Here is a 20841-nt window from a genome sequence, read left to right on the forward strand (position 1 = left end):
AGCAATTTCCATAAAACTGTTTACCGGTTTTTGTACGCTTTCAGGTACCTGGCGGTTTTACTGTCGGGGTTTTTACATAGCGCTTCAGGAAGGCCCGCAAACACCACCTTTCCACCCTCGTTTCCGGCCCCAGGGCCAATATCAATTACCCAGTCGCTTTGTGCAATCAGCTGCATATCATGCTCCACTACAATTACCGTGTTTCCGCTATCTACAAGCCTGTTCAGCTGTAAGAGCAGCCGCTCCACATCGGCCGGATGGAGGCCTGTTGTGGGTTCATCAAGGATGTACAGTGAAGAGCCTTTATTATTTTTTTGCAGTTCAGTTGCTAATTTAATGCGCTGCGCCTCCCCGCCAGATAGTTCAGTGGCCGATTGGCCGAGCCTGAGGTAACCCAGGCCAACCTCCCGTACCACATTAAGGCCCTGGTAAATCTGGAGGTCTTCATCAAAAAAGCTGCAGGCCTCCTCAACCGTCATTTCCAAAACCTGCGCAATGTTTTTATCGCGATAGGTTACCTCTAAAGTTTCAGCGTTGTACCGGGTACCTCCACAGGCCGGGCAGGGGGTATATACACTCGGTAAAAACAACAGTTCTACCATCACAAAGCCTTCACCCTGGCAATTGGAACAACGGCCCTTAGCCAGGTTAAAAGAAAAGCGTCCGGCGTCGTACCGTTTTTTTCTGGCCGCGGGTGTGTCGGCAAAGCGTTTGCGTATGTGGTCAAAAATTCCGGTATAGGTAGCCAGGTTTGATCGGGGGGTTCTGCCAATGGGGCGCTGATCGACTACCACCAATCTGGTTAGCTGCCCGGCCCAACCGGTTATTTTTCCCCCGGCCGGCTTTGAGCGGTCGACGAAAGGACCTTCATCTCCGGGTTCGCCATCGGGTTCAGTTGTCATTCCCAATTGCTTTGAAATTAACTCCACCAGTACCTGGCTCACCAGGCTGCTTTTTCCCGAACCCGAAATTCCTGTCACCGTGGTCATCACACCCAGGGGAAAGTCAACGTCCACATCCTTCAAATTATGTTTGTTAGCACCCCGCAGGCAGAGTTGCCCTTTGGGTGTTCTGGGCTGGTGCTCCTTACGATTGTCAGCGTTGTTAAGAAACCTTGCGGTAACAGAGGCGGTATTTTTTTTCAGCCCGGCAACCGTGCCGCTGTACATCATCTGCCCGCCCTGCGCTCCTGCACCCGGCCCTATATCAATAATCCAGTCTGCGCGCCTAATCACCTCTATTTCATGCTCCACTACGAATATGCTGTTCCCGGCGCTTTTTAATTTCTCCAGTATATTTAATAAAGCTTCGGTATCTGCCGGGTGTAATCCGGCCGAGGGCTCATCAAGCACATAAACCACACCGAAAAGATTGGAGTGTACCTGGGTAGATAAACGCAAGCGCTGTAATTCGCCCGGAGAAAGGGTAGGGGTACTTCTGTCGAGGGTAAGATAGCCCAAACCCAGCTCCAGCATCACACTGATCCTGGCACGTATGTCGGCAGCAATTCTTTGTATCACCAGCTGTTTTTCTTCCGGTTTTAGCTCCTTTTTATTCGCGGCAGGTGCGCTAAAAAGCTTCGAAAGTTCAGCTAATGTTAATCCGGCAGTTTCCGCAATATCTTTGCCCTTAAATTTCACAGACAGCGCTTCTTTTTTGAGCCGCTTGCCCGCACAAACCGGGCATTCCTTGCTGATCATATATCTGGAAACCCTTTTTTTCATCAGTTCAGACTGACTTGATGCAAAGGTTTTTAATACGTAAGCTCGGGCACCAATAAAGGTACCCATATAATCAGGTGATTGCTTTTTGGCAACTGCCAAAGCGGTTTCTTGGGGCGAAAGGCCAGGGTAAACGGGTACTGTAGGCGTTTCTTCCGTAAACAGTATCCAATCCCTTTGCTTTCTGGGTAATTTTTTCCATGGCGTATCCACATCGAAACCCATCGATACCAGGATGTCGCGCAGGTTTTGGCCCTGCCATGCCCGTGGCCAGGAGGCAATGGCACCTTCCCTGATGCTCAGCGTATCGTTAGGTACCATGGTTTGCTCGTTCACCTCAAATACACTGCCCATACCGTGGCATGCTTCGCAGGCACCTTCAGGCGTATTCGGAGAAAAGCCCTCGGCATAAATGATGGATTGACCGGGAGGATAGTCTCCGGCCCGGGAGAAAAGCATCCTGAGCAGGTTCGATAACGTGGTTACGCTACCAACCGACGATCTGGTAGAGGTGCCTGAACGCTGCTGCTGTAAGGCAACCGCGGGAGGTAATCCCTCGATGGAGTCTACTTCCGGTACATTCATCTGGTTAAAAAGCCTGCGGGCATAAGGTGAAACCGATTCCAGGTAACGCCTTTGCGCTTCGGCATACAGTGTACCAAATGCCAGCGAAGATTTTCCTGACCCGGAAACACCGGTAAATACCACCAGTTTATCCCGGGGGATCTCAACAGAAATATCTTTTAGGTTATGTTCCCGAGCACCCTTTACCCGGATCGTATTGGTTTTGTTGTTTTTCTCCATTACTTAGCCATTGTATACCATTAGCAACAGTAATTAGCCAAGTAGGTTTGGCAAAATCCGAGATCACTTACATACACCAATTTAATCGTGCATCCGGAATGCAAATTGAGTTTGGAAGTGAAATAATAGAAAACACTTCACATAAGAATGTTAACGCTCATCAAAGATTCATGAAGTATAACAAAGAATTTAATATTGTAATTTAGCCGGTAACTTACAGTTATACATCCGCCGGAAAGGTTACCTCCCCGTTATTAAAATAAAAAACACCTATAAGGTTAAATTAACATTAACAAGACCACTCAAGGGTGGAATGCCAGGTTTATCTTAGATTCATTGCTGTTTTCTTATCCTGATTTAGGCTTTTGATTGAACCCGAATATTGGTAGCGGATCCCTGGTGTTTATCGGATGGTGTTCATTTCGAAAACCTGATCTTTTTCCTGTAGGCTTTTTTGATTTCGATCAATATCACCCCATGAGCCCCTTTTGCGCCGTAAACGGCCATAGCCTTTTCACCCTTCAGTATTTCTATTTTTTCAATCCAGTCCGGAGATAGCTCATTTAATTCCGGAGCTTCGATTGTACAGCTTTTATTGCCGGCCTTGATCAGATAAAGCGGTGATCTGTTCAGGGAGATTGTTGATATACCGCCGAGCATGATCCTTTTCCCGGCGCTTAACCTGATCATCATGTTATCATTCAGATAGGTCTCCATGGGGGTATAACCTGGCAGGTTGAATATGAATTTAGATAACTTTTCGCGATCAGCCAGGTTGAGCTCAAATCTGCCAAGGGAATCGGTTATCGCCAGGATATCGTCTTCTCCCATTTGTCTTAATTTCACGCCGGCAAGTGCCTTGCCATTCAGGTCTTCCACTACAGTTCCTTTTATGGTGATTGGTAAGGTGGGGAGGCCGGCTGATGATGGTATCATTTCACTGGTATTTTTGTGCTGTCCTGCGCTTTGTAGCATTGCCGGTTTTGTGTTTTGTGCCTGGGCCGGGCTAATGGCCAGGGCAGCCAGGGCAACTGGCATTAACCATTGCCAGCCTATCTTGGCCGGGGGCAGTAAGAGGTCGCGGTTCATCTGGCTGGCCAACAGGCGCCCGCATACCTTATCGCTTTTATGTTTAAAAAAGTCTGCCAGTTCCGTATCGGATTTGGCGGTGAGGTCTACGATGTGTTTGTCGCATTTGCTGCAGTAATGTTTGCCGTCTGGCTGCTCCATGTCGCTCCATTGCTGTAAGCATGGCTCGGTCAAAATCAATTGCAGGTGTTTCATGGGCTGAAGTTTTATTTAGGATGCGGTAGCGTGGGCGATTCCATAACTGGTCATGTTTTTATTCTTTATTTTGGTTAACGTCTGGTTTTAATGGTTTTGGTGTATTTCAACAAAATAAGGGCGGTATACTGGATATCCTGAAATAATTAGCGATTATTGAACATTCATTACGCGCTAAATGTTAAGAGAACTATCCGTTTTAACTAGCCTTTTGGTTGCTGATATAGCCGGTTATGGTCAAATTGTTCACCCGGACCTTATCGGGCAAAAGATGGCTGACCATTGTGAACGGAAGTAGCTATAAAAACATTGCATTGCGCACTGACAACAGTACTAATTCATTTAATTTCAATTTTAGCTGGAATGCTACAAACGGGTATACGAAAGGGGACGTACGTATTCATCCGCTTAATTCAGCTCCTTCACCAGCCAATATTTTCGGTATGGTAAAAATCTCAACAATACTGCCCTCCAAAATTCAGGCGCTGCTGATATTACATTTTACAAACAGAATGTTGCTATGACCATTCTTACCCCTGGCGGTAACTACGTCATTACTGTTGAAGACCGGGCACAGTTAACCGCGGCATATACGACCTATAAGAATGATATTACGGCCTATCATGCAAACTATGCACTGTTGATGAGCCAGCCAGGAGGAAACACGAAGGCAATCCCCGGCCTATTGGGCAATGCGATCAACCTTTATAAATCCGACAGCAACAATGTCATGAAGCCCATAGTTCCGGGTTCGGATGGAAATGTTGCTGAATTTAATTGTAACCCGGGATCAGTGGAATAATAACTAAAAGAGAACAGACATGAAAATAATACTAATTGCAACATTACTGAGCTGCCTTTCCATCTTCCGGCAGGAAGAACCGTTAAGCAGGATAGCCAATGTTGAGCTTCCCCATAAATCGCAAAGAATCAACAATAATAACCTACCTGCAGAAGCAAAAAGCCGGTTTAAATCCACTATGGCCATATCGCAGTATAAACACTGATATGAGGTTGACAAAATGCTTCTGGCATTTTCCGATTACAGCGAAACAAAAAACAATTTTAAGGCACTGGAGGACCGCAGGGACGAATGGCTTGGAGGCATGAACAAGGGTGGATTAAAATCCAATATCAATAGGGCGGAGATTATCATGATTAACAATACCAGGTTCCTGATCATGTCGCTTAAGAACGGTGATGAATACTACAGCTCCTTTATTTCCGACCGAAAAGGATCGAGGGGAATATCAGGAAGCATTCAGTACAAAGCGGAGGACAGGGAGAAGGGAGAAAAAGTGTTGTTAGATTTCCTCAAGCATATCAGCTTTAACGCGCCATCACTGTCCGGCGATAATTAATCCAATCTTGCATAGATTTAACTAAGCTTAATTATAGCATCGCTAGCCCGCCGGACCATTTCAGCGGGCGCCGAGGCCTTTGCATTTTTATTACCCCTTAATCATTAACGATAATAGTAAATACCGTTAACCATCGCAACGCCGCAGGTCGTTTCAAAAGCATTACGTGTGCTTTCCGGCGTGCGGGTTCCCCATATATTCCACATCAGGCCCTGGCTATTGCGGATAGACCACGCCTGCGCTGCATTGGCATCCAGCCAGGGCCCGTAATTACTCGCTGTGCCGGTATTTTTTACAAAAAGGCAGGCCCAGCGTGCAAAAATGCTTTTCATGCCCTGGGTGTCGGCATTGCCATTCTCATCCTTTAAAATTCCTCCGGGGGTATTACAAAGGCTATTGCGTGCATAATCCATCGCTTTGGTACCCATCGCCAGGTAATTTATGGCAGGGAAATCAGCACGTAATAAGTCACATGCGCCAATAAAAGTTCCCTGCGTATAAGAAAGCGCACCCTCGGTAATGGTACCGGCCTTATTTATGGCCCCTTTAACTTCACCGCTTGATGAATCGTAAAGCCTGTTCACCATCCAATCCATAATAAGTTTAGCCTTGTTTTTATAACTTACATCACCTGTTGCCTGGTATAACAGCATCGCACATATCACTGCCGGCGCATTTACACAGGTATTTTTGGTTTGATTATCGGTAGTCCACCATAAGCCACCGCCTAACGATTGCGTATCCCAGGCGCGGTTCCACATCATGTTGAAGTTATTTTTTGCCATATCCAGCATGCCGCCATCATTGGTTATTTTAAAAGCCCTTACACACATTAGTGCCCCCCAAACAATATCATCATTAAATTTATTGTCGGTCCACAATAAACCATAACCATCCCGTACGCCATTGTATAAATAAGAAATTTTATTTTTCAAATCGGTTCCGGGATTGATATTATAGGCATCTATCAGCATTTCAATCGCTTCCTGCTGGGTCCAGAAATCCATTCTACCGGTATGGTTATCATCCTTCCAGTAATATGCCTTATATGACGGGCCATAGGTGCCGTATTGATGATAAAAATGATTGTTATAAACCTGCATGGCCACTAAGGCCTCACTCTTAGCAGGTATGGAAAGGGTTGCCACCGCATGAGATGTTGCATGGGAAGCACTTTTTTCAGGTGATAACAGTGCGATGTCTGGTTGATCTTTTTTACAGGCAGTAAACAAACCGCTGAAAGCGAAAATGCCTGCTAAGAGTCTTTTTTTGCTGCTCAATTTCAGTCCATAGGCATGTAATCCCACTGGCTCAATGGTAATTTTCTTTTTCATAGTTAACACTAATGTTGATAAAGGTGATGTATTTGGTTAGCGGTAAAACGATTTCATGTTTTATAATATGAATATACACACTTGTAATGAATAACATACAATAATGGCAGGCGCAACGAATATTTTACAAAAACGAATTAGGAATAAATTTGATTTACCTATAGAAGATAAACGCCGGTATATTTTAGCAGGATTTCCTTTTAATTGCGGAAAGCAGGGACTCAGGTAGTGTTTCAACACGGTTAGCGCAGCGGATGGTGATCCGGGAATTCCATTTTTAATTGAGTTTGGATTTCTGGTGCCTTTTAAAGACAGCCTCACAAAAAAACGGGCGGATAACCGCCGCAATTTTAATTAATGTCGACATTGTTTATAATTTTTGTAAATTTCCATTATGAAAATTTCTTTATTAACTTTCTTTTGTCTGATCTCACTGTGTGCTTACAGTCAGGTTACGTCCTTCATCATTAATGATGATCAATTGAACAAACCTTTAAAGGATTCATTGGAATCCATCTATACATCCGACCAGTCTGTTAGAATTGCAGTTTCCGAAGCCCTGGAAGCTAAAAAACCAAAAGAATATGTAGACAGTCTGAGAGCTGTGATGCGCCAAACGGATAACATTAATTTAATACGCGTAAAAAATATCATTAAAGAAAAAGGTTGGCAAAGCCCTCAGCAGGTTGGTATGATTGCAGCTCAGGGTTTGTTTTTGGTCATACAACATGCTGACTTGCAAACCCAGCTTGAATACTTACCGCTGATACGGGATGTTGAAAAAAAGGGTGAAATATTATCCAGCAACCTGGCTATTCTGGAAGACCGGATCAATATCCGACAGGGGAAAACACAAAGTTATGGTAGCCAGTTATTTACAGACAGGACATCCGGGAAGCAATATCCTTACCCAATTGCTGACGTAGATAATCTGGATAAACGCCGCAAAGCTATGGGAATGCCTCCAATGCAAACCTACCTTAAGGATTGGAGTGTGGAAAGCTATAAAAAGGATCTTCCCATCATTGAACGAATATTCACAGCACAGGGCATACGATAGCAAAAGTTCAGTGGCTGTCCGTAAAACTTTATCCGTTGATGCGCAAAAATAATTGCAGTAAAGTTTTGTAAAGCAATACTGCCGGGAGGGCCGAATCGGTATGGCTATTAAGCTAACTAAGGTATTCCCTCCTGATTACTTTTGCCATGATTACCAGGCTATAATTTTGCAGATCAGGCCATTTATGGTTAATCAATCAAGCCATTTGTTATGCCAGCAGTCAGTTTGGTATATCGGTAACGCCCTAGAGGTCCGTGTAGGATATAGTTACCCTTGGTATTAAATCCAAAGGTGATTACATTTTTTATCCAGGTCTTCAATCTTTTCATTTAATTCACCTGATAGCCACACTTTCCTCCTGCAGCCGATTCTAATTTTTATATCACGAAAATATCCATTAATTTTTATAGATTCGATCTTTTTTACGATAATAGGAAACTTATGGCAGGTGCGGCCGGGCAGGAAAAGGCAAAATTAAAGCCTCAAAAAGCTTGTAAGCAAATCCTATGGATTTAATGCTCATTTGTGTCTTTAATAAACATCAGAAACTGAATTATAAGTAAGCGTGTAATGATAATGAGAAATGTAATTTTGGTAATCCTAACCGCCGTTATCTTTTCTGGCTGTGCCACAAGGTTAACAGAGGTTAAAAAATCAGATTTGAAAAATCAACTGGCAGCAATGGTCAAAACAGACCAGGTTGCTGCGTTTCGATGGGAAAAGCAGTGGTACGGTTATAAGGACAGTGTTTTTACGGCACATAAAGTGCAAGTGGAAAAGCTATTTAAACAATATGGCTACCTGGGTTTTGATAAAGTTGGTAAGGATGGATCGGACAACTTTTGGCTCATTGTACAGCATTGTGACAAATTTCCCGGGTTTCAAAAAAAGGTTTTAAGGGCGATGGACAAAGAGGTTCAGAAGAAGAATGCCAATCCCAAAAATTATGCTTACTTATACGACAGAGTAGAGGTGAATGCAGGACACAAACAACTTTTCGGTACCCAGGTAGAATATGACGTGGCAAAAACGGGAAGGGCATTTGTGAAAAATGGGTTAACCGATAGTGTCAATGTCGACATTCTTAGAAAAAAATATGATCTGAACCCACTAAAGGAATACCTGAACATCATGACTACGATGCATTATGAGATGAACAAGGCTCGCTATCAGGGCATGGGTATTACCAAACCGTCCATATATGAATAGATAGCGAATTTTGCATGCCGGATGTTCCGGTTAATACCAGATGGAAGATGAGCTGATAGCTAAAGCTTTAGAATTGAATTGGGGGTTGCAGGATATGGAGCACAATAGGAGCGGGCGATAGGATAAAGGTTGTACATTTGAGGAAACTGATGCGGTACACGCTGATCTAGATATGATTTTTCAGCCGCACAGTAGTCTGTCATTCTAGCGGGCAGTTTCAGCCTTTTTAACAGCCTGCTGCCGGGTTTTAAACTAATTTATCAGGATAATTTTTCCAAAAACAGTTCCTGATTCCATTAGGTCGTGTGCTCTAGCTGCATCTTTTAATGAAAATACTTCCTGAATAGGAGCATTGAGGGAATGTTCAGCCACTAAGGTTAGTATTTGGCTCATTCACTTTAAAACCTCCTGATCAGGAAAAACATTTAGACTAAAAATATGAAGGCTTAGTAATTGGTGTACCCGTGCCAAAAAATGATATTCGAAAATCTCTTTCCGTATTTCCGGTTTAAAAATTAACAATCAGTCGATTAAAATTAACTGTAATACGTCTTTAAGCATCCATACATTGTTTAACTTTTCAAAAAATGCGGAAACAACTGCACCGCCGGCCCCCGCGCGGGAATATCTGATCAGAAATAATGCTTTATCATTTATATTCTCGTGCAAGCATTTAATGTAACGCTGGGGTTGATTTATTTCCTGGTAAGAAGATGGCAACTTTAAATAGTTGAAAAAGAGTTGAAGTTGCAGTTCAGATAAACCAAAACCACTTCAATGCTTTTACTGTTTTAAAACAATGGAAACACCGGTACCTGGATTTTTAATATTCCCTGATTTTATCAGCGAGGCAGAAGAGCAACAATTAATAGATGAAATAGACGGGCAGCCCTGGATGGTGGATTATGCCAGGCGGCTGCAGTACTATGGTTTCCGTAATGAGCTGGAGGCGCCATACGATCTTGTTGCCATTCCGCTAGCCATTCCGCCCATTATGAACGAACTTGGCCGGAAAATACAGGCCCTGCAAAATCTGGAGTATGTTCCCGATCAGGTGATTATCAATGAATACCAGCCGGGTGAAGGCATCAGGCCCCACAAAGACCGGAACTATTATGAAAATCAAATCTGCGGAATTAATCTGGCAAGCGGCTGCGTAATGCGTTTCACCCGGGCAAAGAACCAGGAGGTGGTGGATATCGAGCTACCGGAACGTTCGCTGTACATCATGCAGGACGATGCCCGTAAGAAATGGAACCACGGCATTCCGCCGAGGAAAAAAGACCTGATTAACGGCACCGTACGGCACCGTGGGCGTAGGGTATCGATTACGTACCGCAAGGTAAAGCCATCAAAGGTACAACAGTTGAATCCACAGGGCAGGGTTGCCGATATCCTGCGGGAGCAATTTCAGGTAATGGTGGCTGAAAAATAAAATTGCCATCACCCAACAGCCGGATGGGCCAAAGTTTTTGGATTTAAAAGCTTGATGTTTAAAATATACCACCCGGTGCAAAATTAAACGCGGATAGGACTGATTGTTATGGAAAGTTGCGGCTAGATCAGATCCACATCAAACTCATGGCGCCAGGGCCCACCGAGATACGAGAAAACCTGCATGGCGTTGATGCCTACGCTGAAAGCTGCCCATTCGGTGTTTAGCTCATCATACAGGCGGCTGGCCGTTTCCGGGCTTACCTTATTCTGTATGGTAACATGTGGCCGGTACCCCTGCTTGTCCTGGGCGTTCAGCACCTGCAAAAACCGCCTGGATAATAAGCGGTGCAACTGTTGCATTTCAGCACATTCTACGCGGTAGGCCAGGCCGCGGCCCAATTTCATCAGCCCGGTTACCTCGGCAGTAAAACGGGGAAACTTAAAACCTTTAAGAAAGGATATCGTTTCAGCATCGGATGGCAGGTGGTGAAATACCATTAAATGGGCCTCCAGAAAATTTTTTTCAGGAGGAAAATGTGCCTGGCGTTTGCGGTTAAAAAAAGACTGGCTTGTTTCATCCATCTTTAGCGTAAGGATTAAGGGATTGTTCATTTTTGGTGGTATAGTTAATCAAACGCCGCAATTGAGCTGAACCGTTGGCGTATTATTCCTTCCGCACCACATGGTAAGCTGGCGAAAGCAATTCGATTCCGGTTGCCGCAAGTTCATTCTGTATGTTTTCAAGCAAACTGCTGTAAATGGATGCCTGTTTTCCGGCTTCATGCGTGTACGCATTGATTTGATAAGAAACATAGTAATCGTTCAGCTTGGTTTGCAACACAAAAGGTTTGGGATCAGGCAGGATGAAATCGGTTTTAAGGGCGGCCTTAATCAGCATTTGATAAGCCTGTTGCCAGGGTACATCATAACCCAGCGTAACCTCGTAATGTATAATCAGGCCAATGTTTCTGGCCTGGATGGAGTAATTTACCGTACTGCTCGAAAGTACCATCGAGTTGGGCACCGTTACATCTTCATTTTTAATGGTCCTGATGCGGGTTACCAGCATCGTTTTTTCAATCACATCGCCGGTAACCTCGCCAATTTTAACCCTGTCGCCGGCACGAAAAGGCCTCATATAGGTAATTACCAGGCCGGCTACCATATTGGTGATGGCACTGGATGAACCCAGTGAAATTAATATGCCCAGAAAAACAGATACCCCCTGAAAAGCTGCAGATCCTGAGCCGGGTAAATAAGGAAAAATGACGACCAGCATAAAGGCGTACAGGATAAAACGCAGTATGTTAAAGGTGGGTGCCGACCACTCCGGATGGAAACCACTAATTTGAATGTTGCCTTTGCCCAGTTCCCTGAAAAAATACCGAACGGCTTTTAGTGCAAATTTGAAAATGAGATAAATAACGAGTATGGTAAACAAATTAGGCAGATAGGCCACAATGCCGTTTAATGCTATTTTTAACGGACCCAATATCCAGTTGAGCAAGGTACTGGTCCAGCTTTCGGTTTCCGGGAATACACTGAAGAGCAAAGGAAGAGACAGGTAAATCAGTAAAATGGTAACGAGTAATCTAACCGTACCATTTATTTTTAACAAAATGATTTCCAGATCCTGAACAGGAATAACCTTAACCGTTCCAAGTTTGAGGCCTGATTTCATTTTTTGTGTACGTTGGCTGATATACTTTCTGCTTTGTTTGAAAATGAGGTGGATTAGCCATACCATAAAAATCAGCACCATCAGAATAAGCAGTGCCAGGCCGATACGTTTTGCCCAGTTGATTAAACTATGCGATTCCCTTTCGCGTGCAATGGTTTGTTTGATGTCTTGTAAATAGGCTTTAGCCAGTTGCGCATTGGTTTTACCAAACCATAAGCCATCTAAATTAGACACCGTCATAATAATTTCATGGTTTTTATAAACGATATCAAAATTATCGGTCGATGACCTGATTGTTAAGGAATCGGGCGTATAAAAAGCATCAGCATAAAGGCTGTTGATTTTTTTGGTGATGGCTGATGCCCTTTCGGCAGCACTGAAAGATCCCGTTCTGGTGTAGATGCTAAATAAAGTGTCGTGATGGAGTACAACCGGATAAGCTTTGGCATGGGCTTTTAACTTCTGAATTTCTGCAGCCTGCTGGATATTCCGCAGCGAATCGCTTACGGCAATTTTGCGCAGCTTTTCTTCCAGCTCTCTGGTTTTGGTTTGGTTGCCGGCAGCGTTCCGCAATTGTTTCTCCAGCTGGATTTTGACTAAAGAATCAATCTGCTTCTGCTGTTGATCTTTAATGAGCATGACCTCGTTAATGGCTAAACTTTCTTTGGTAATGGTATCTTGCTGTGCATAAAGCATATTTGTTAAAAATGCAAGATTGCATAATAAGATTATTTTTTTGATAAGCATAAGCATCTGTCCGTGTTTGTTTCAGTTAGTGGCCTCATCCAAAGTTAAGGATGGTTTTTGCCTAAACAACTGACTGTGGAACAACCTCGTTTACGGGATTGTTTGCCAAACGCAAAGCCTTTAAACAAAAAATCAATAAACTTTTCGCACATTTTCAATGTCAACGCTTTAAAATCGTCATGATACCCTGTTAAATCCCAGGTGCTTAATCGCTATTGCTTCCTGAAAGCTGAAGAAGGACACCGGCAAACGATGATACAGGATCTTGCAGGTAATGGTGAAACCCGGATCGAACAGACTCATACGCTCCGCCTGCCCAAAGCATCATGACGGACCTGAAAACTTTTAAAGCTTTCCCCAAACCACGCCGTAAGCGGCGCCATAAACGGGCTGAAACAGCAGAAAATTCCGCAGGTGTATGCGGATGGCTGTTTGAAGGTATAGTGGAATTGAAAGTAATCAAGTTATTTGAGTTGAGCGTCAGCCCAATTTTCAGGTGCTTTTAAAATATATATTTTTTGATCCTAACCGTGATTTTGTATTTTATTTAGCTGCCTGCCGGCTCATTTTTTGATCCAGAATATCCAAAAAAGGGAAACCGTAATAAAGGTTGGTTGCTCCTTTTTAATTTTGAGCCGGGAACCTCAATAGGCACAACTGATGTAAGATGGTGATACATGTTTAAAAAAGTACTGATCGCAGAAGACGAAGATTTTATGAATATCGCACTGAGAATAGCATTGGAAGACCTGGGCATTATCCAGGATAACCGTGATTATGTGGTAAACTGCGATCAGGCCTTTAGCCGGGTAAAGAAGGCCATCAGCGAAGCTAATCCCTATCAGTTGCTTATTGCTGATCTGTCTTTTAAAGGAGATCCTGAAAAGAGGGAAATTTCTTCCGGCTGGGAATTGATCCGGGCTGTTAAAGAAATACAACCGGCAATCAAAGTGATGGTTTTTTCTGCTGACGACCGTAAGAATATTGCAGACCGGCTTTTTAAAGATTACCTGATTGATGCTTACGTGCATAAATCGTTTGGCGCAGCTAATGCTTTTAAAACAGCGGTTAAAGCAGTGAACGAGGGTCAGAAATATTGTTCAGTTAATCTTCGCCGCTTTCCGGGTGATGAAATTTTAGCTGACCTGACCGTGGAAGAAAAACTTATTTTAACACTCCTCACCGAAGGGGTAAAGCAAAAATCGATAGCGGCCCATTTCAAAAAAAGGGAGATGTCTTCTTCCAGTCTGAGCCATATCGAGAAAAAACTTAAAGCCCTCCGGGAAAAATTAAACATTCCGTCAACTTTTTTGCTGGCCTGGCATTGTAAAGAACGGGGCATTGTTTAACGGATTCCGGCCTGGTAGATGATAATGCAGGCTTTCATTTTCAGTTAAAGTTGTTTGAGGAAAACTCTTTCCGTTCCTGTTTTTGCGGATGGGAAGTGGCAGGCGCAGACCAGGGTTTCCAATACTGAAAATATCATTATTTAACGTTGTCATACAGTATCAAAATTGCAACTGCAATTAAATCAATTGTTCAGCTGTATATAGGGATCATACCGGCTATGAGCTGATTAAAGTTGATTTAACCAGCTATGGTGTAAAAAAAACGGGATTAATTATATCCATAATTAACCCCTCAATCTAAATTAACGCTCTCAGGCTTTCGCCTGCTGTAGGACTCTCACCCCCTACATGACCATTTACGCAAAAATTGATCAGGCGGTCTTACGGTATAGATTAATTTTCGTCAAATAAAGGTCAGATAAGTAGTTTGCCAAATCTGAAGCTTTTAAAATATATAAACCTTTCCTGCCATTTTATGTTAACTGTAAAGAAAAATAACAATGCAGTTATGGATAACTTTAGCTTAATGGCCGTCGCATCCCACATCCGGTACAATCATCATGAGTTGCAAAAAAGTCACCTCTATTATCAAAATCATTTTTTAGAAAGCATTCCAACATGGAATAAAAACGATCAGCATATTACCTTCATCGTTCAGGACGGTACCGATTTATTGCTTTTCGCAAAATCAGCGGCGTTGTTTTGGAAATTTTCCAGCAAATATCCGCACTGCTTTAAAGGAACTGTCCGTACCCGCAAGGGTAACTGCTTTGCCACATTCAACTATCTTGCGGAGAAGAATGCAGACGTGATGATGGAAGTTCAATAATAAATATTCATTGATTATTTTAGTGCTGCCATCACCCAATACTATCCAAACGAGCTTGCATTTAATTGTGCGTAAGTATTGATCTGTTAAAAAAACCGATGATGGACTGCAATTAACTTGGAATGTTGTTGTTGCCTATTCCTGTACCTGTTTACAGATTTCCTTTTCAATAGAAAAATTAAACCTATCGATTCAAATGTACTTAACCCGTTATTATGGATTCCTTTGACTGGAAAAACATATTTCTAAACGATCTTGACCTTACCATTGCGGTTGAAATTGGCATCCGTACCGTTATTATGTTCGCTCTGGTACTGATATTCCTGAGGTCAACCGGCAAGAAAGGAGTGAGGCAGCTCAGCATTTTTGAGGTTGCGATTATTATTGCACTCGGAAGCGCCGCCGGCGACCCCATGCTAAATGGTGAATCCGCTATTATGCCATCTGTACTGGTTTTCCTGGTAATTTTACTGGTTTATAGAATCATTACTTTTTTTGCCGCCAAATACCAGAAAGTGGAAAATATATTGGAGGGTGTACCCATGTATATTGTTGAAGACGGCAGGTTTACCATGAATGAGGAAGGTGATGCGAATTTTGCGAAGGATGAATTTTTTGCTGAAATGCGGGTACAGGGCATTGAACATGTTGGCCAGGTGAGAACAGCATTGCTCGAAACCAATGGACAGGTGAGTTTTCTTTTTTTTGAAGATGAAGAAGTAAAACCTGGCTTGCCCATCTACCCCAAAATATACAATAAGAAAGCTGAAGCGATAACTGAACCCGGACTTTATGCCTGCACACACTGTGGAGAAGTATTGCAGCTCATGCACGAACAGGCCTGCAGCCGTTGTAACAAAGAAGAATGGGTAGCCGCCATTAGCGATAAGCGGGTAAAGTAGTCCTGCTCACCGGTGAAACAGCTTTTGACTGCTGAAAACGGGGTGTTAAATCTGTTATCCGGACTTATACATTTAAAAATATGGAGCAGTATCAAAAATAAATAAACTGACGGCCCGGATTGATATTGATGCATTTAAGCAGGATGGAATTATTTTTATTTAAGCTATTTTCTGTTATTTCTAAACTTTTCAGGCATTGCATGGTTAAACTATCTTACATGAATTAATAACCAAAATATTTTGAATATAGAACACGACGCTGATCTGCCTCTGGCAGGGAATGATCCCGCCAATATCAAATTGCTTAAAGCTGCCCTCGATTCGTCTATATCCGGCATCATTATTACGGATAATACCCAGTTCGATAACCCCATTATTTACTGCAACAAGGCATTTGAAAAACTCTCGGGCTACGGAAGGGAAGAAGTGATTGGCCGCAACTGCCGGTTTTTGCAAGGCGACGAGCGAAACCAGCAAGCCAGGGAGGATATCCGCACGGCGGTAATGAACGGCAAAGCGATAACGGTAGAACTCAGAAATTACCGTAAAGGCGGAGAGTTGTTCTGGAATGAACTATATATTTCGCCAATTGCAGTGGAAGGGGATCAAGTAACGCACTTTATCGGCGTTCAAAATGATGTAACCCGGCGTAAAAATGCGGAAGAAAACCTGACGCATGAACGTGAACAGGTAGAACGTAAAATTGAAAAAAGGACACGGGAACTCAATGAAAGCCGGGAGTATCTGGATAGTATCATCCAAACCATCCGGCAGGGATTGCTGGTGTTGGACCCTCAATACCAGGTGATATCTGCAAATGATTTCTTTCTGAAAACTTTTAAGGTAGAAAAGCGGGATACCATAGGACGTTCATTATATAAACTGGGCAATGGCCAGTGGGACATTCAGCAGCTCAGGGTATTGCTGGAGCAAATTTTACCGAGTAATAACCCCGTGCTTGATTTTGAGGTTGACCATGAATTTCCGCACATCGGCAGAAAACTGATGCTCCTGAATGCACACCGGATAGAGCTGGAGGGAAGTTTCAAAGACCGTATTTTAATTGCTATTGAAGACATTACAGAGATCAGGGCGTCAGAGAACCGAAAAGATGATTTTTTATCGGTATCGAGTCACGAACTTAAAACCCCGCTCACCACAATTAAAGGCTATAATCAAACCATTTTACGTTTATTGCCAACAGATATTAATCCGAAAGTGCCCCTGATCGTCAATAAATCTGGCAAACAGATCGAGCGTTTACAGAATATCATTACGAGTTTACTGGAAATGTCGAGGATACAATCTGGAAAACTGGTGTTGGATGCAGACCAGATTGATCTGAACGTATTGATTTCGGAGTTGCTGGAAGAGGCGCAGGAAAACTATCCAAACCATACCCTGAGCTTTGAGGGGCACCTCCATAAAACCGTTCCCGGAGATGAATCGCAGGTTTCGCAGGTGATACAGAATTTAATTACCAATGCCATCAAATATGCCCCCGACTCAAAAGAAGTTAAAGTATTACTGTCGGAGGTTAGTAATTACGCAAAAGTCTCGGTTACCGATTACGGTTTTGGAATCAGCCAGGAAGACCAGAAAATGATCTTCGAACGCTTTTTCAGGGTGTCCACCATCCAGAAACAATTTCCCGGAATGGGGATCGGATTGTATATCAGTGCACAGATTATTAAGCAACACGGGGGAACATTATGGGTTGACAGCGAACCGGGTAAGGGGGCAACTTTTAGTTTCACATTGCCAATAACGGGGAAGGAGGTTTCTGATGAATAAAAAGCTGCTGATTTGTGATGATGACGTGGATATTGTGGAAATGCTCGAAATTGTTTTTGAAGATTGTGGCGTGGAGGTGATATCCGAAACGGACAGTAAAAAGGTATTGGCGCTGATTACCCACCTGCATCCTGATTTGGTATTGATGGACCTTTGGATGCCGGTGATTACCGGCGACCAGGTATTGAAACGAATGCGGGCAGATAGCGGGCTTTCATCCATTCCGGTGTTAATAATGTCTGCCGCGCAGGATGGCAGGGAAGTGGCCATGCAGGCGGGTGCAGATGGCTACATTGCAAAACCTTTTGATGTTGATCAGTTGTTAAAAAGGGTGCAGGAAATGATTGCCTTAAACTAAAATTTAAAGAACGATTACCCTGCCCGGTTAAGCATGAAAGATCGCAAATAGCTCAGGGGCACATTATTTTGGTAAACGGTTTGTAATGGGTAAACTGAAAAAGGCCATCGTTCCTTTTCCGGTTGGGTTAGGCTGTATCCCGATGGTGCCACCGTGCCGGGCAATAATTTCGGAGCACAGGAAAAGGCCGATACCACTGCCGGCCGCCACATGGCTGGAGTTTTTGATCCTGTAAAATTTCTCAAATATTTTCTCCTGCTCATTTTCGGGTACACCCATTCCCATATCAATAACCGAAACCTTAACAGTTGAAACATCGCCGGATATTTCGATCGCGATGGGTGATTCGCCGGGTGCATACTTGATGGCGTTATTGATCAGATTAGTTAATACCTGCGCGATACGGTAGCGGTCTGCCTGAACGTGGTAAACATCAGTGAGGGTGATCAGTTTGATCTCTACGTTTTCACTGATCAGGCTGGTATTTGAAATCACCTCTAAAATCAATTTTTGAAGATCAAGGTTTTCCTTTTTGAGCAACATTTCAGATTCGCTGTGCGCAGCGGGATGGGTGATCTCCGCTATCAAACGTTCAACCTTACTACTGGCGCTAATGGCACGCTCTGCAATAAGCTGATGTTTGGTATTCCCGGTTCCGGCTATAAATTTATAAATTAATTGCAGATAGCCCTTCACAACCGATAATGGTGTTTTGAGTTCGTGGGTGGTGATGTTTAACAGTTCATCACGGAGAATTTCCATCCCTTTTTTTTCTGATATGTCTGCCGTGGTACCAATAATCCGTACAGGTGTCAGCGCTTCAAAAATAACGGTTCCTCTTACCTGCAGCCAGCGAATGTTTTGATAAGGGTGTTTCACACGGACTTCGAAATCATAGGTTGGCGTTTCGGGATGCATGGCTCTTTTTAACCCTTCCACACGCCTCCAGCGGTCTTCGGGCAGAATCGCTTCGATAATGGTATTCTCGGTAATCAGCTGATCTGCCGTTAGTCCGAAATTAGCCCTGTTCTGTTCCGTACAGCTAACGAGCCCGTTAGCGAGGTCGAGTTCCCAGAATCCCAGTTTAACCTGGGCAAGCGCGATGGCCAGGTTTTCGTTAGAAACGCTGGACGAATTTAAAAAGTTTTTTGGCAAGGTGTTTTGCTATTAGTTTTAGTAAAGATAAGGATTTCCTGCCCAACCTCCAATTCCTAACAGGGATTTTGCAAATCTCTATTGAAGCCGTTTAGCGGTGCGCCGGCTGATTTGCCGGCGATTGATTAACGGGGAACGGATATCCTGTTCACTTCATCCCTGATTTATACCAACTTCATCCGGTATAGGGGCTTCCGTTTTCACTACCGTTTAATGGATGCTTTGCTGTGATCCCCCCCCGGTGCTGACGGAAATTTTCGTAATTCATCCCAAAATATTTTTACATTAGAAGTACCGACAATCAAAGCCAGCGAAATGGAAATGACGAGTGCGATAGAAAAATTACAACAATTACTGTTTGAACTTGCCGGCGTATCTGCCGAAGATTCTTTACCGCTTTTTGCGATGGTGCACGTGGTTAACCTTAACCAGAACCAAACCTATATCGGTATAGGCAGTATCAGCCGAAAGCTGGCTTATATCCAGGACGGCATTATACGTGGTTATACCATAAAGGAAAACGGTGATGATGCCACTTTATTTCTCAGAAGCGAAGGGCAATTCATCGCCTCCCATGAAGGTATTATTTTTAAACAGCCATCCCGGTTCATATACCATGCCTTGGCACCTACCACCCTGATGGAAATAGATTATGATGTATTGGAAGAAATTTTAAAAACGCATCCGGTTTATGAGCCGCTCCGGAATTTTTTTTTAATGCGCATGCTTGGCGAGGCATTAGCCCATATCGAAACTTTTGTAACGCAATCTCCCGAAGAACGGTACCGCGCGCTGGTGGCCACGCAACAGGCATTGGTAAACCGTGTTCCTGATAAATACATTGCTTCCATGCTGGGCATAACGCCCGTATCGTTAAGCAGAATCCGTAAAAGAATGCATAAAAGAGACAAATAGCGGAGGGGTTTGTTTGTTGCGGAATGCGATATTATCTTTTGTTAACTCACCTGAGTACTACTGTTTTCTAATTTTGCGCTAAGAAAAAATTATTTTATGGAAAAGATCATAGAAACTACCATCGAAATTTTCAGCTTATCGGCTATGAGGTACTTTTTAATTGCCGGAATTCCGTTTTGTCTGTTCTATCTGTTATGGCCTGCGAAACTCAGTAAGTATAAGATACAGGAAAAATTGGCTTCAAAAAAAGATTTTATCCGCGAAATCTTACACTCGATGCAGAGCACCCTGGTATTTACGTTTATCGCTGTTGTACTGTTGCTTACGCCCATTCGGCAATACACCATGATTTACACCAACATTAACGATTATCCAGGTTGGTATATTCCGGTTAGTGTGGCCATAAGCCTGTTGATACATGATACCTATTTTTATTGGATGCATGTGATCCTGCACCATAAAAAGCTTTTTAAATTTGCTCATCTGCTACACCACAAAAGTACCAATCCGTCTCCGTGGACCTCTTATAGTTTCCATCTGGCAGAGGGTATTACTGAAGGCCTGGTTTTGGTTGTAATTGTATTTATTTTACCGATACATGTTACCGGCATACTGCTTTTTACCGTAGTGGCTTTTGCGATTAACGTTTATGGGCATCTGGGTTACGAAATAGCCCCTGAATGGTTCAGGAAGAGTTGGTTATTCTCCGTATTCAATACATCGGTTCATCATAATTTACATCATACGCGTTTTAAAGGCAATTACGGATTGTATTTTAGAATATGGGACCGCCTGATGGGAACCGAACATCCCGATTATGTAAAAACCTACGACCAGCTTCAGGAAAAACGCTTTGGATCCAAATAACTAAAATACCCTGCATGCAGCTGTAAACAGAGGC

20 protein-coding genes are annotated in these 20841 nt (G+C 43.3%); 13 read left to right on the plus strand and 7 right to left on the minus strand.

Translation table 11 applies throughout. The annotated features are described in order from the left end of the window. Positions 1 to 20: 20 nt before the first annotated feature. Together uvrA and ACK1I8_RS06680 are read right to left on the minus strand one after the other, a co-directional pair. Positions 21 to 2525, minus strand: a complete 2505-nt coding sequence (uvrA, locus tag ACK1I8_RS06675; protein WP_412468560.1) for an excinuclease ABC subunit UvrA — start codon at positions 2523 to 2525, stop codon at positions 21 to 23. 417 nt (positions 2526 to 2942) lie between these two features. Beyond that, positions 2943 to 3809: a hypothetical protein gene (locus ACK1I8_RS06680; RefSeq protein ID WP_412468561.1), complete on the minus strand. Its 867-nt coding sequence runs from the start codon at positions 3807 to 3809 to the stop codon at positions 2943 to 2945. Between the two features lie 520 nt (positions 3810 to 4329). On the opposite strand from ACK1I8_RS06680, the gene ACK1I8_RS06685 reads away from it, so the two are divergent. The 3 genes from ACK1I8_RS06685 to ACK1I8_RS06695 are packed head-to-tail and all read left to right on the plus strand — an operon-like array spanning position 4330 to position 5170. Continuing rightward, entirely contained in the window at positions 4330 to 4611 is a 282-nt protein-coding gene (locus tag ACK1I8_RS06685) for a hypothetical protein (RefSeq protein ID WP_412468562.1), read from the plus strand. A gap of 19 nt (positions 4612 to 4630) precedes the next feature. After that, positions 4631 to 4816: a hypothetical protein gene (locus ACK1I8_RS06690; RefSeq protein ID WP_412468563.1), complete on the plus strand. Its 186-nt coding sequence runs from the start codon at positions 4631 to 4633 to the stop codon at positions 4814 to 4816. A gap of 15 nt (positions 4817 to 4831) precedes the next feature. Next, positions 4832 to 5170 carry a hypothetical protein gene (locus ACK1I8_RS06695; protein ID WP_412468564.1) on the plus strand — a complete coding sequence of 113 codons (339 nt, stop codon included), beginning with the start codon at positions 4832 to 4834 and terminating at the stop codon, positions 5168 to 5170. 104 nt (positions 5171 to 5274) lie between these two features. Here ACK1I8_RS06695 and ACK1I8_RS06700 read toward each other — a convergent pair whose 3' ends face one another. Next, positions 5275 to 6504: a glycoside hydrolase family 76 protein gene (locus ACK1I8_RS06700; RefSeq protein ID WP_412468565.1), complete on the minus strand. Its 1230-nt coding sequence runs from the start codon at positions 6502 to 6504 to the stop codon at positions 5275 to 5277. A gap of 394 nt (positions 6505 to 6898) precedes the next feature. On the opposite strand from ACK1I8_RS06700, the gene ACK1I8_RS06705 reads away from it, so the two are divergent. Together ACK1I8_RS06705 and ACK1I8_RS06710 are read left to right on the plus strand one after the other, a co-directional pair. Continuing rightward, positions 6899 to 7564: a DUF6624 domain-containing protein gene (locus ACK1I8_RS06705; RefSeq protein ID WP_412468566.1), complete on the plus strand. Its 666-nt coding sequence runs from the start codon at positions 6899 to 6901 to the stop codon at positions 7562 to 7564. Positions 7565 to 8224: 660 nt separating this feature from the next. Continuing rightward, positions 8225 to 8773: a DUF6624 domain-containing protein gene (locus tag ACK1I8_RS06710; RefSeq protein WP_412468567.1), complete on the plus strand. Its 549-nt coding sequence runs from the start codon at positions 8225 to 8227 to the stop codon at positions 8771 to 8773. Positions 8774 to 9025: 252 nt separating this feature from the next. Here ACK1I8_RS06710 and ACK1I8_RS06715 read toward each other — a convergent pair whose 3' ends face one another. Then, the gene (locus tag ACK1I8_RS06715; RefSeq protein ID WP_412468568.1) at positions 9026 to 9166 is read right to left on the minus strand and encodes a zinc-binding dehydrogenase; all 141 of its coding nucleotides are present in this window, start codon (positions 9164 to 9166) and stop codon (positions 9026 to 9028) included. Between the two features lie 406 nt (positions 9167 to 9572). Here ACK1I8_RS06715 and ACK1I8_RS06720 point away from each other — a divergent pair, with 406 nt between their 5' ends. Next, positions 9573 to 10208 carry an alpha-ketoglutarate-dependent dioxygenase AlkB gene (locus tag ACK1I8_RS06720; RefSeq protein WP_412468569.1) on the plus strand — a complete coding sequence of 212 codons (636 nt, stop codon included), beginning with the start codon at positions 9573 to 9575 and terminating at the stop codon, positions 10206 to 10208. A 122-nt stretch (positions 10209 to 10330) separates the two neighbouring features. Here the strand turns inward: ACK1I8_RS06720 and ACK1I8_RS06725 are convergent, their stop codons facing one another. Together ACK1I8_RS06725 and ACK1I8_RS06730 are read right to left on the minus strand one after the other, a co-directional pair. Beyond that, a complete protein-coding gene (locus tag ACK1I8_RS06725) occupies positions 10331 to 10822 on the minus strand; it encodes a 2'-5' RNA ligase family protein (RefSeq protein ID WP_412468570.1) in 492 nt (163 codons plus the stop codon). Positions 10823 to 10874: 52 nt separating this feature from the next. Next, positions 10875 to 12587, minus strand: coding sequence for a mechanosensitive ion channel family protein (locus ACK1I8_RS06730; protein WP_412468571.1), 1713 nt, complete (start codon positions 12585 to 12587; stop codon positions 10875 to 10877). 728 nt (positions 12588 to 13315) lie between these two features. Here ACK1I8_RS06730 and ACK1I8_RS06735 point away from each other — a divergent pair. The 5 genes from ACK1I8_RS06735 to ACK1I8_RS06755 all read left to right on the plus strand — a co-directional run bounded on the left by ACK1I8_RS06735 (position 13316) and on the right by ACK1I8_RS06755 (position 17870). After that, complete coding sequence (locus ACK1I8_RS06735) at positions 13316 to 13987, plus strand: response regulator (protein ID WP_412468572.1); 672 nt, start codon at positions 13316 to 13318, stop codon at positions 13985 to 13987. Positions 13988 to 14462: 475 nt separating this feature from the next. Further along, positions 14463 to 14816 carry a hypothetical protein gene (locus ACK1I8_RS06740; RefSeq protein ID WP_412468573.1) on the plus strand — a complete coding sequence of 118 codons (354 nt, stop codon included), beginning with the start codon at positions 14463 to 14465 and terminating at the stop codon, positions 14814 to 14816. Between the two features lie 215 nt (positions 14817 to 15031). After that, entirely contained in the window at positions 15032 to 15718 is a 687-nt protein-coding gene (locus ACK1I8_RS06745; protein ID WP_412468574.1) for a DUF421 domain-containing protein, read from the plus strand. 240 nt (positions 15719 to 15958) lie between these two features. Next, positions 15959 to 17512: a PAS domain-containing protein gene (locus tag ACK1I8_RS06750; protein WP_412468575.1), complete on the plus strand. Its 1554-nt coding sequence runs from the start codon at positions 15959 to 15961 to the stop codon at positions 17510 to 17512. Then, positions 17505 to 17870, plus strand: a complete 366-nt coding sequence (locus tag ACK1I8_RS06755; protein ID WP_412468576.1) for a response regulator — start codon at positions 17505 to 17507, stop codon at positions 17868 to 17870. Before ACK1I8_RS06750 ends, ACK1I8_RS06755 begins: the two co-directional genes overlap by 8 nt. A 63-nt stretch (positions 17871 to 17933) precedes the next feature. On the opposite strand, the gene ACK1I8_RS06760 is transcribed toward ACK1I8_RS06755, so the two are convergent. Continuing rightward, on the minus strand, positions 17934 to 19025 hold the full coding sequence (locus tag ACK1I8_RS06760) for an ATP-binding protein (protein WP_412468577.1): 1092 nt from the start codon (positions 19023 to 19025) through the stop codon (positions 17934 to 17936). 315 nt (positions 19026 to 19340) lie between these two features. Here ACK1I8_RS06760 and ACK1I8_RS06765 point away from each other — a divergent pair, with 315 nt between their 5' ends. Together ACK1I8_RS06765 and ACK1I8_RS06770 are read left to right on the plus strand one after the other, a co-directional pair. Beyond that, on the plus strand, positions 19341 to 19940 hold the full coding sequence (locus ACK1I8_RS06765) for a Crp/Fnr family transcriptional regulator (protein ID WP_412468578.1): 600 nt from the start codon (positions 19341 to 19343) through the stop codon (positions 19938 to 19940). 96 nt (positions 19941 to 20036) lie between these two features. Then, on the plus strand, positions 20037 to 20807 hold the full coding sequence (locus ACK1I8_RS06770) for a sterol desaturase family protein (RefSeq protein ID WP_412468579.1): 771 nt from the start codon (positions 20037 to 20039) through the stop codon (positions 20805 to 20807). Positions 20808 to 20841 lie beyond the last annotated feature (34 nt).

It is taken from the genome of Pedobacter sp. KLB.chiD (genome assembly GCF_047040275.1).
GTDB lineage: Bacteria > Bacteroidota > Bacteroidia > Sphingobacteriales > Sphingobacteriaceae > Pedobacter.

Coding starts and splice junctions, on each gene's coding strand:
- uvrA (WP_412468560.1), bottom strand. CDS start 2,525: ATGGAGAAAAACAACAAAACCAATACGATCCGGGTAAAGGGTGCTCGG.
- ACK1I8_RS06680 (WP_412468561.1), bottom strand. CDS start 3,809: ATGAAACACCTGCAATTGATTTTGACCGAGCCATGCTTACAGCAATGG.
- ACK1I8_RS06685 (WP_412468562.1), top strand. CDS start 4,330: ATGACCATTCTTACCCCTGGCGGTAACTACGTCATTACTGTTGAAGAC.
- ACK1I8_RS06690 (WP_412468563.1), top strand. CDS start 4,631: ATGAAAATAATACTAATTGCAACATTACTGAGCTGCCTTTCCATCTTC.
- ACK1I8_RS06695 (WP_412468564.1), top strand. CDS start 4,832: ATGCTTCTGGCATTTTCCGATTACAGCGAAACAAAAAACAATTTTAAG.
- ACK1I8_RS06700 (WP_412468565.1), bottom strand. CDS start 6,504: ATGAAAAAGAAAATTACCATTGAGCCAGTGGGATTACATGCCTATGGA.
- ACK1I8_RS06705 (WP_412468566.1), top strand. CDS start 6,899: ATGAAAATTTCTTTATTAACTTTCTTTTGTCTGATCTCACTGTGTGCT.
- ACK1I8_RS06715 (WP_412468568.1), bottom strand. CDS start 9,166: ATGAGCCAAATACTAACCTTAGTGGCTGAACATTCCCTCAATGCTCCT.
- ACK1I8_RS06720 (WP_412468569.1), top strand. CDS start 9,573: ATGGAAACACCGGTACCTGGATTTTTAATATTCCCTGATTTTATCAGC.
- ACK1I8_RS06725 (WP_412468570.1), bottom strand. CDS start 10,822: ATGAACAATCCCTTAATCCTTACGCTAAAGATGGATGAAACAAGCCAG.
- ACK1I8_RS06730 (WP_412468571.1), bottom strand. CDS start 12,587: ATGCTTTATGCACAGCAAGATACCATTACCAAAGAAAGTTTAGCCATT.
- ACK1I8_RS06735 (WP_412468572.1), top strand. CDS start 13,316: ATGTTTAAAAAAGTACTGATCGCAGAAGACGAAGATTTTATGAATATC.
- ACK1I8_RS06740 (WP_412468573.1), top strand. CDS start 14,463: ATGTTAACTGTAAAGAAAAATAACAATGCAGTTATGGATAACTTTAGC.
- ACK1I8_RS06745 (WP_412468574.1), top strand. CDS start 15,032: ATGGATTCCTTTGACTGGAAAAACATATTTCTAAACGATCTTGACCTT.
- ACK1I8_RS06755 (WP_412468576.1), top strand. CDS start 17,505: ATGAATAAAAAGCTGCTGATTTGTGATGATGACGTGGATATTGTGGAA.
- ACK1I8_RS06765 (WP_412468578.1), top strand. CDS start 19,341: ATGGAAATGACGAGTGCGATAGAAAAATTACAACAATTACTGTTTGAA.
- ACK1I8_RS06770 (WP_412468579.1), top strand. CDS start 20,037: ATGGAAAAGATCATAGAAACTACCATCGAAATTTTCAGCTTATCGGCT.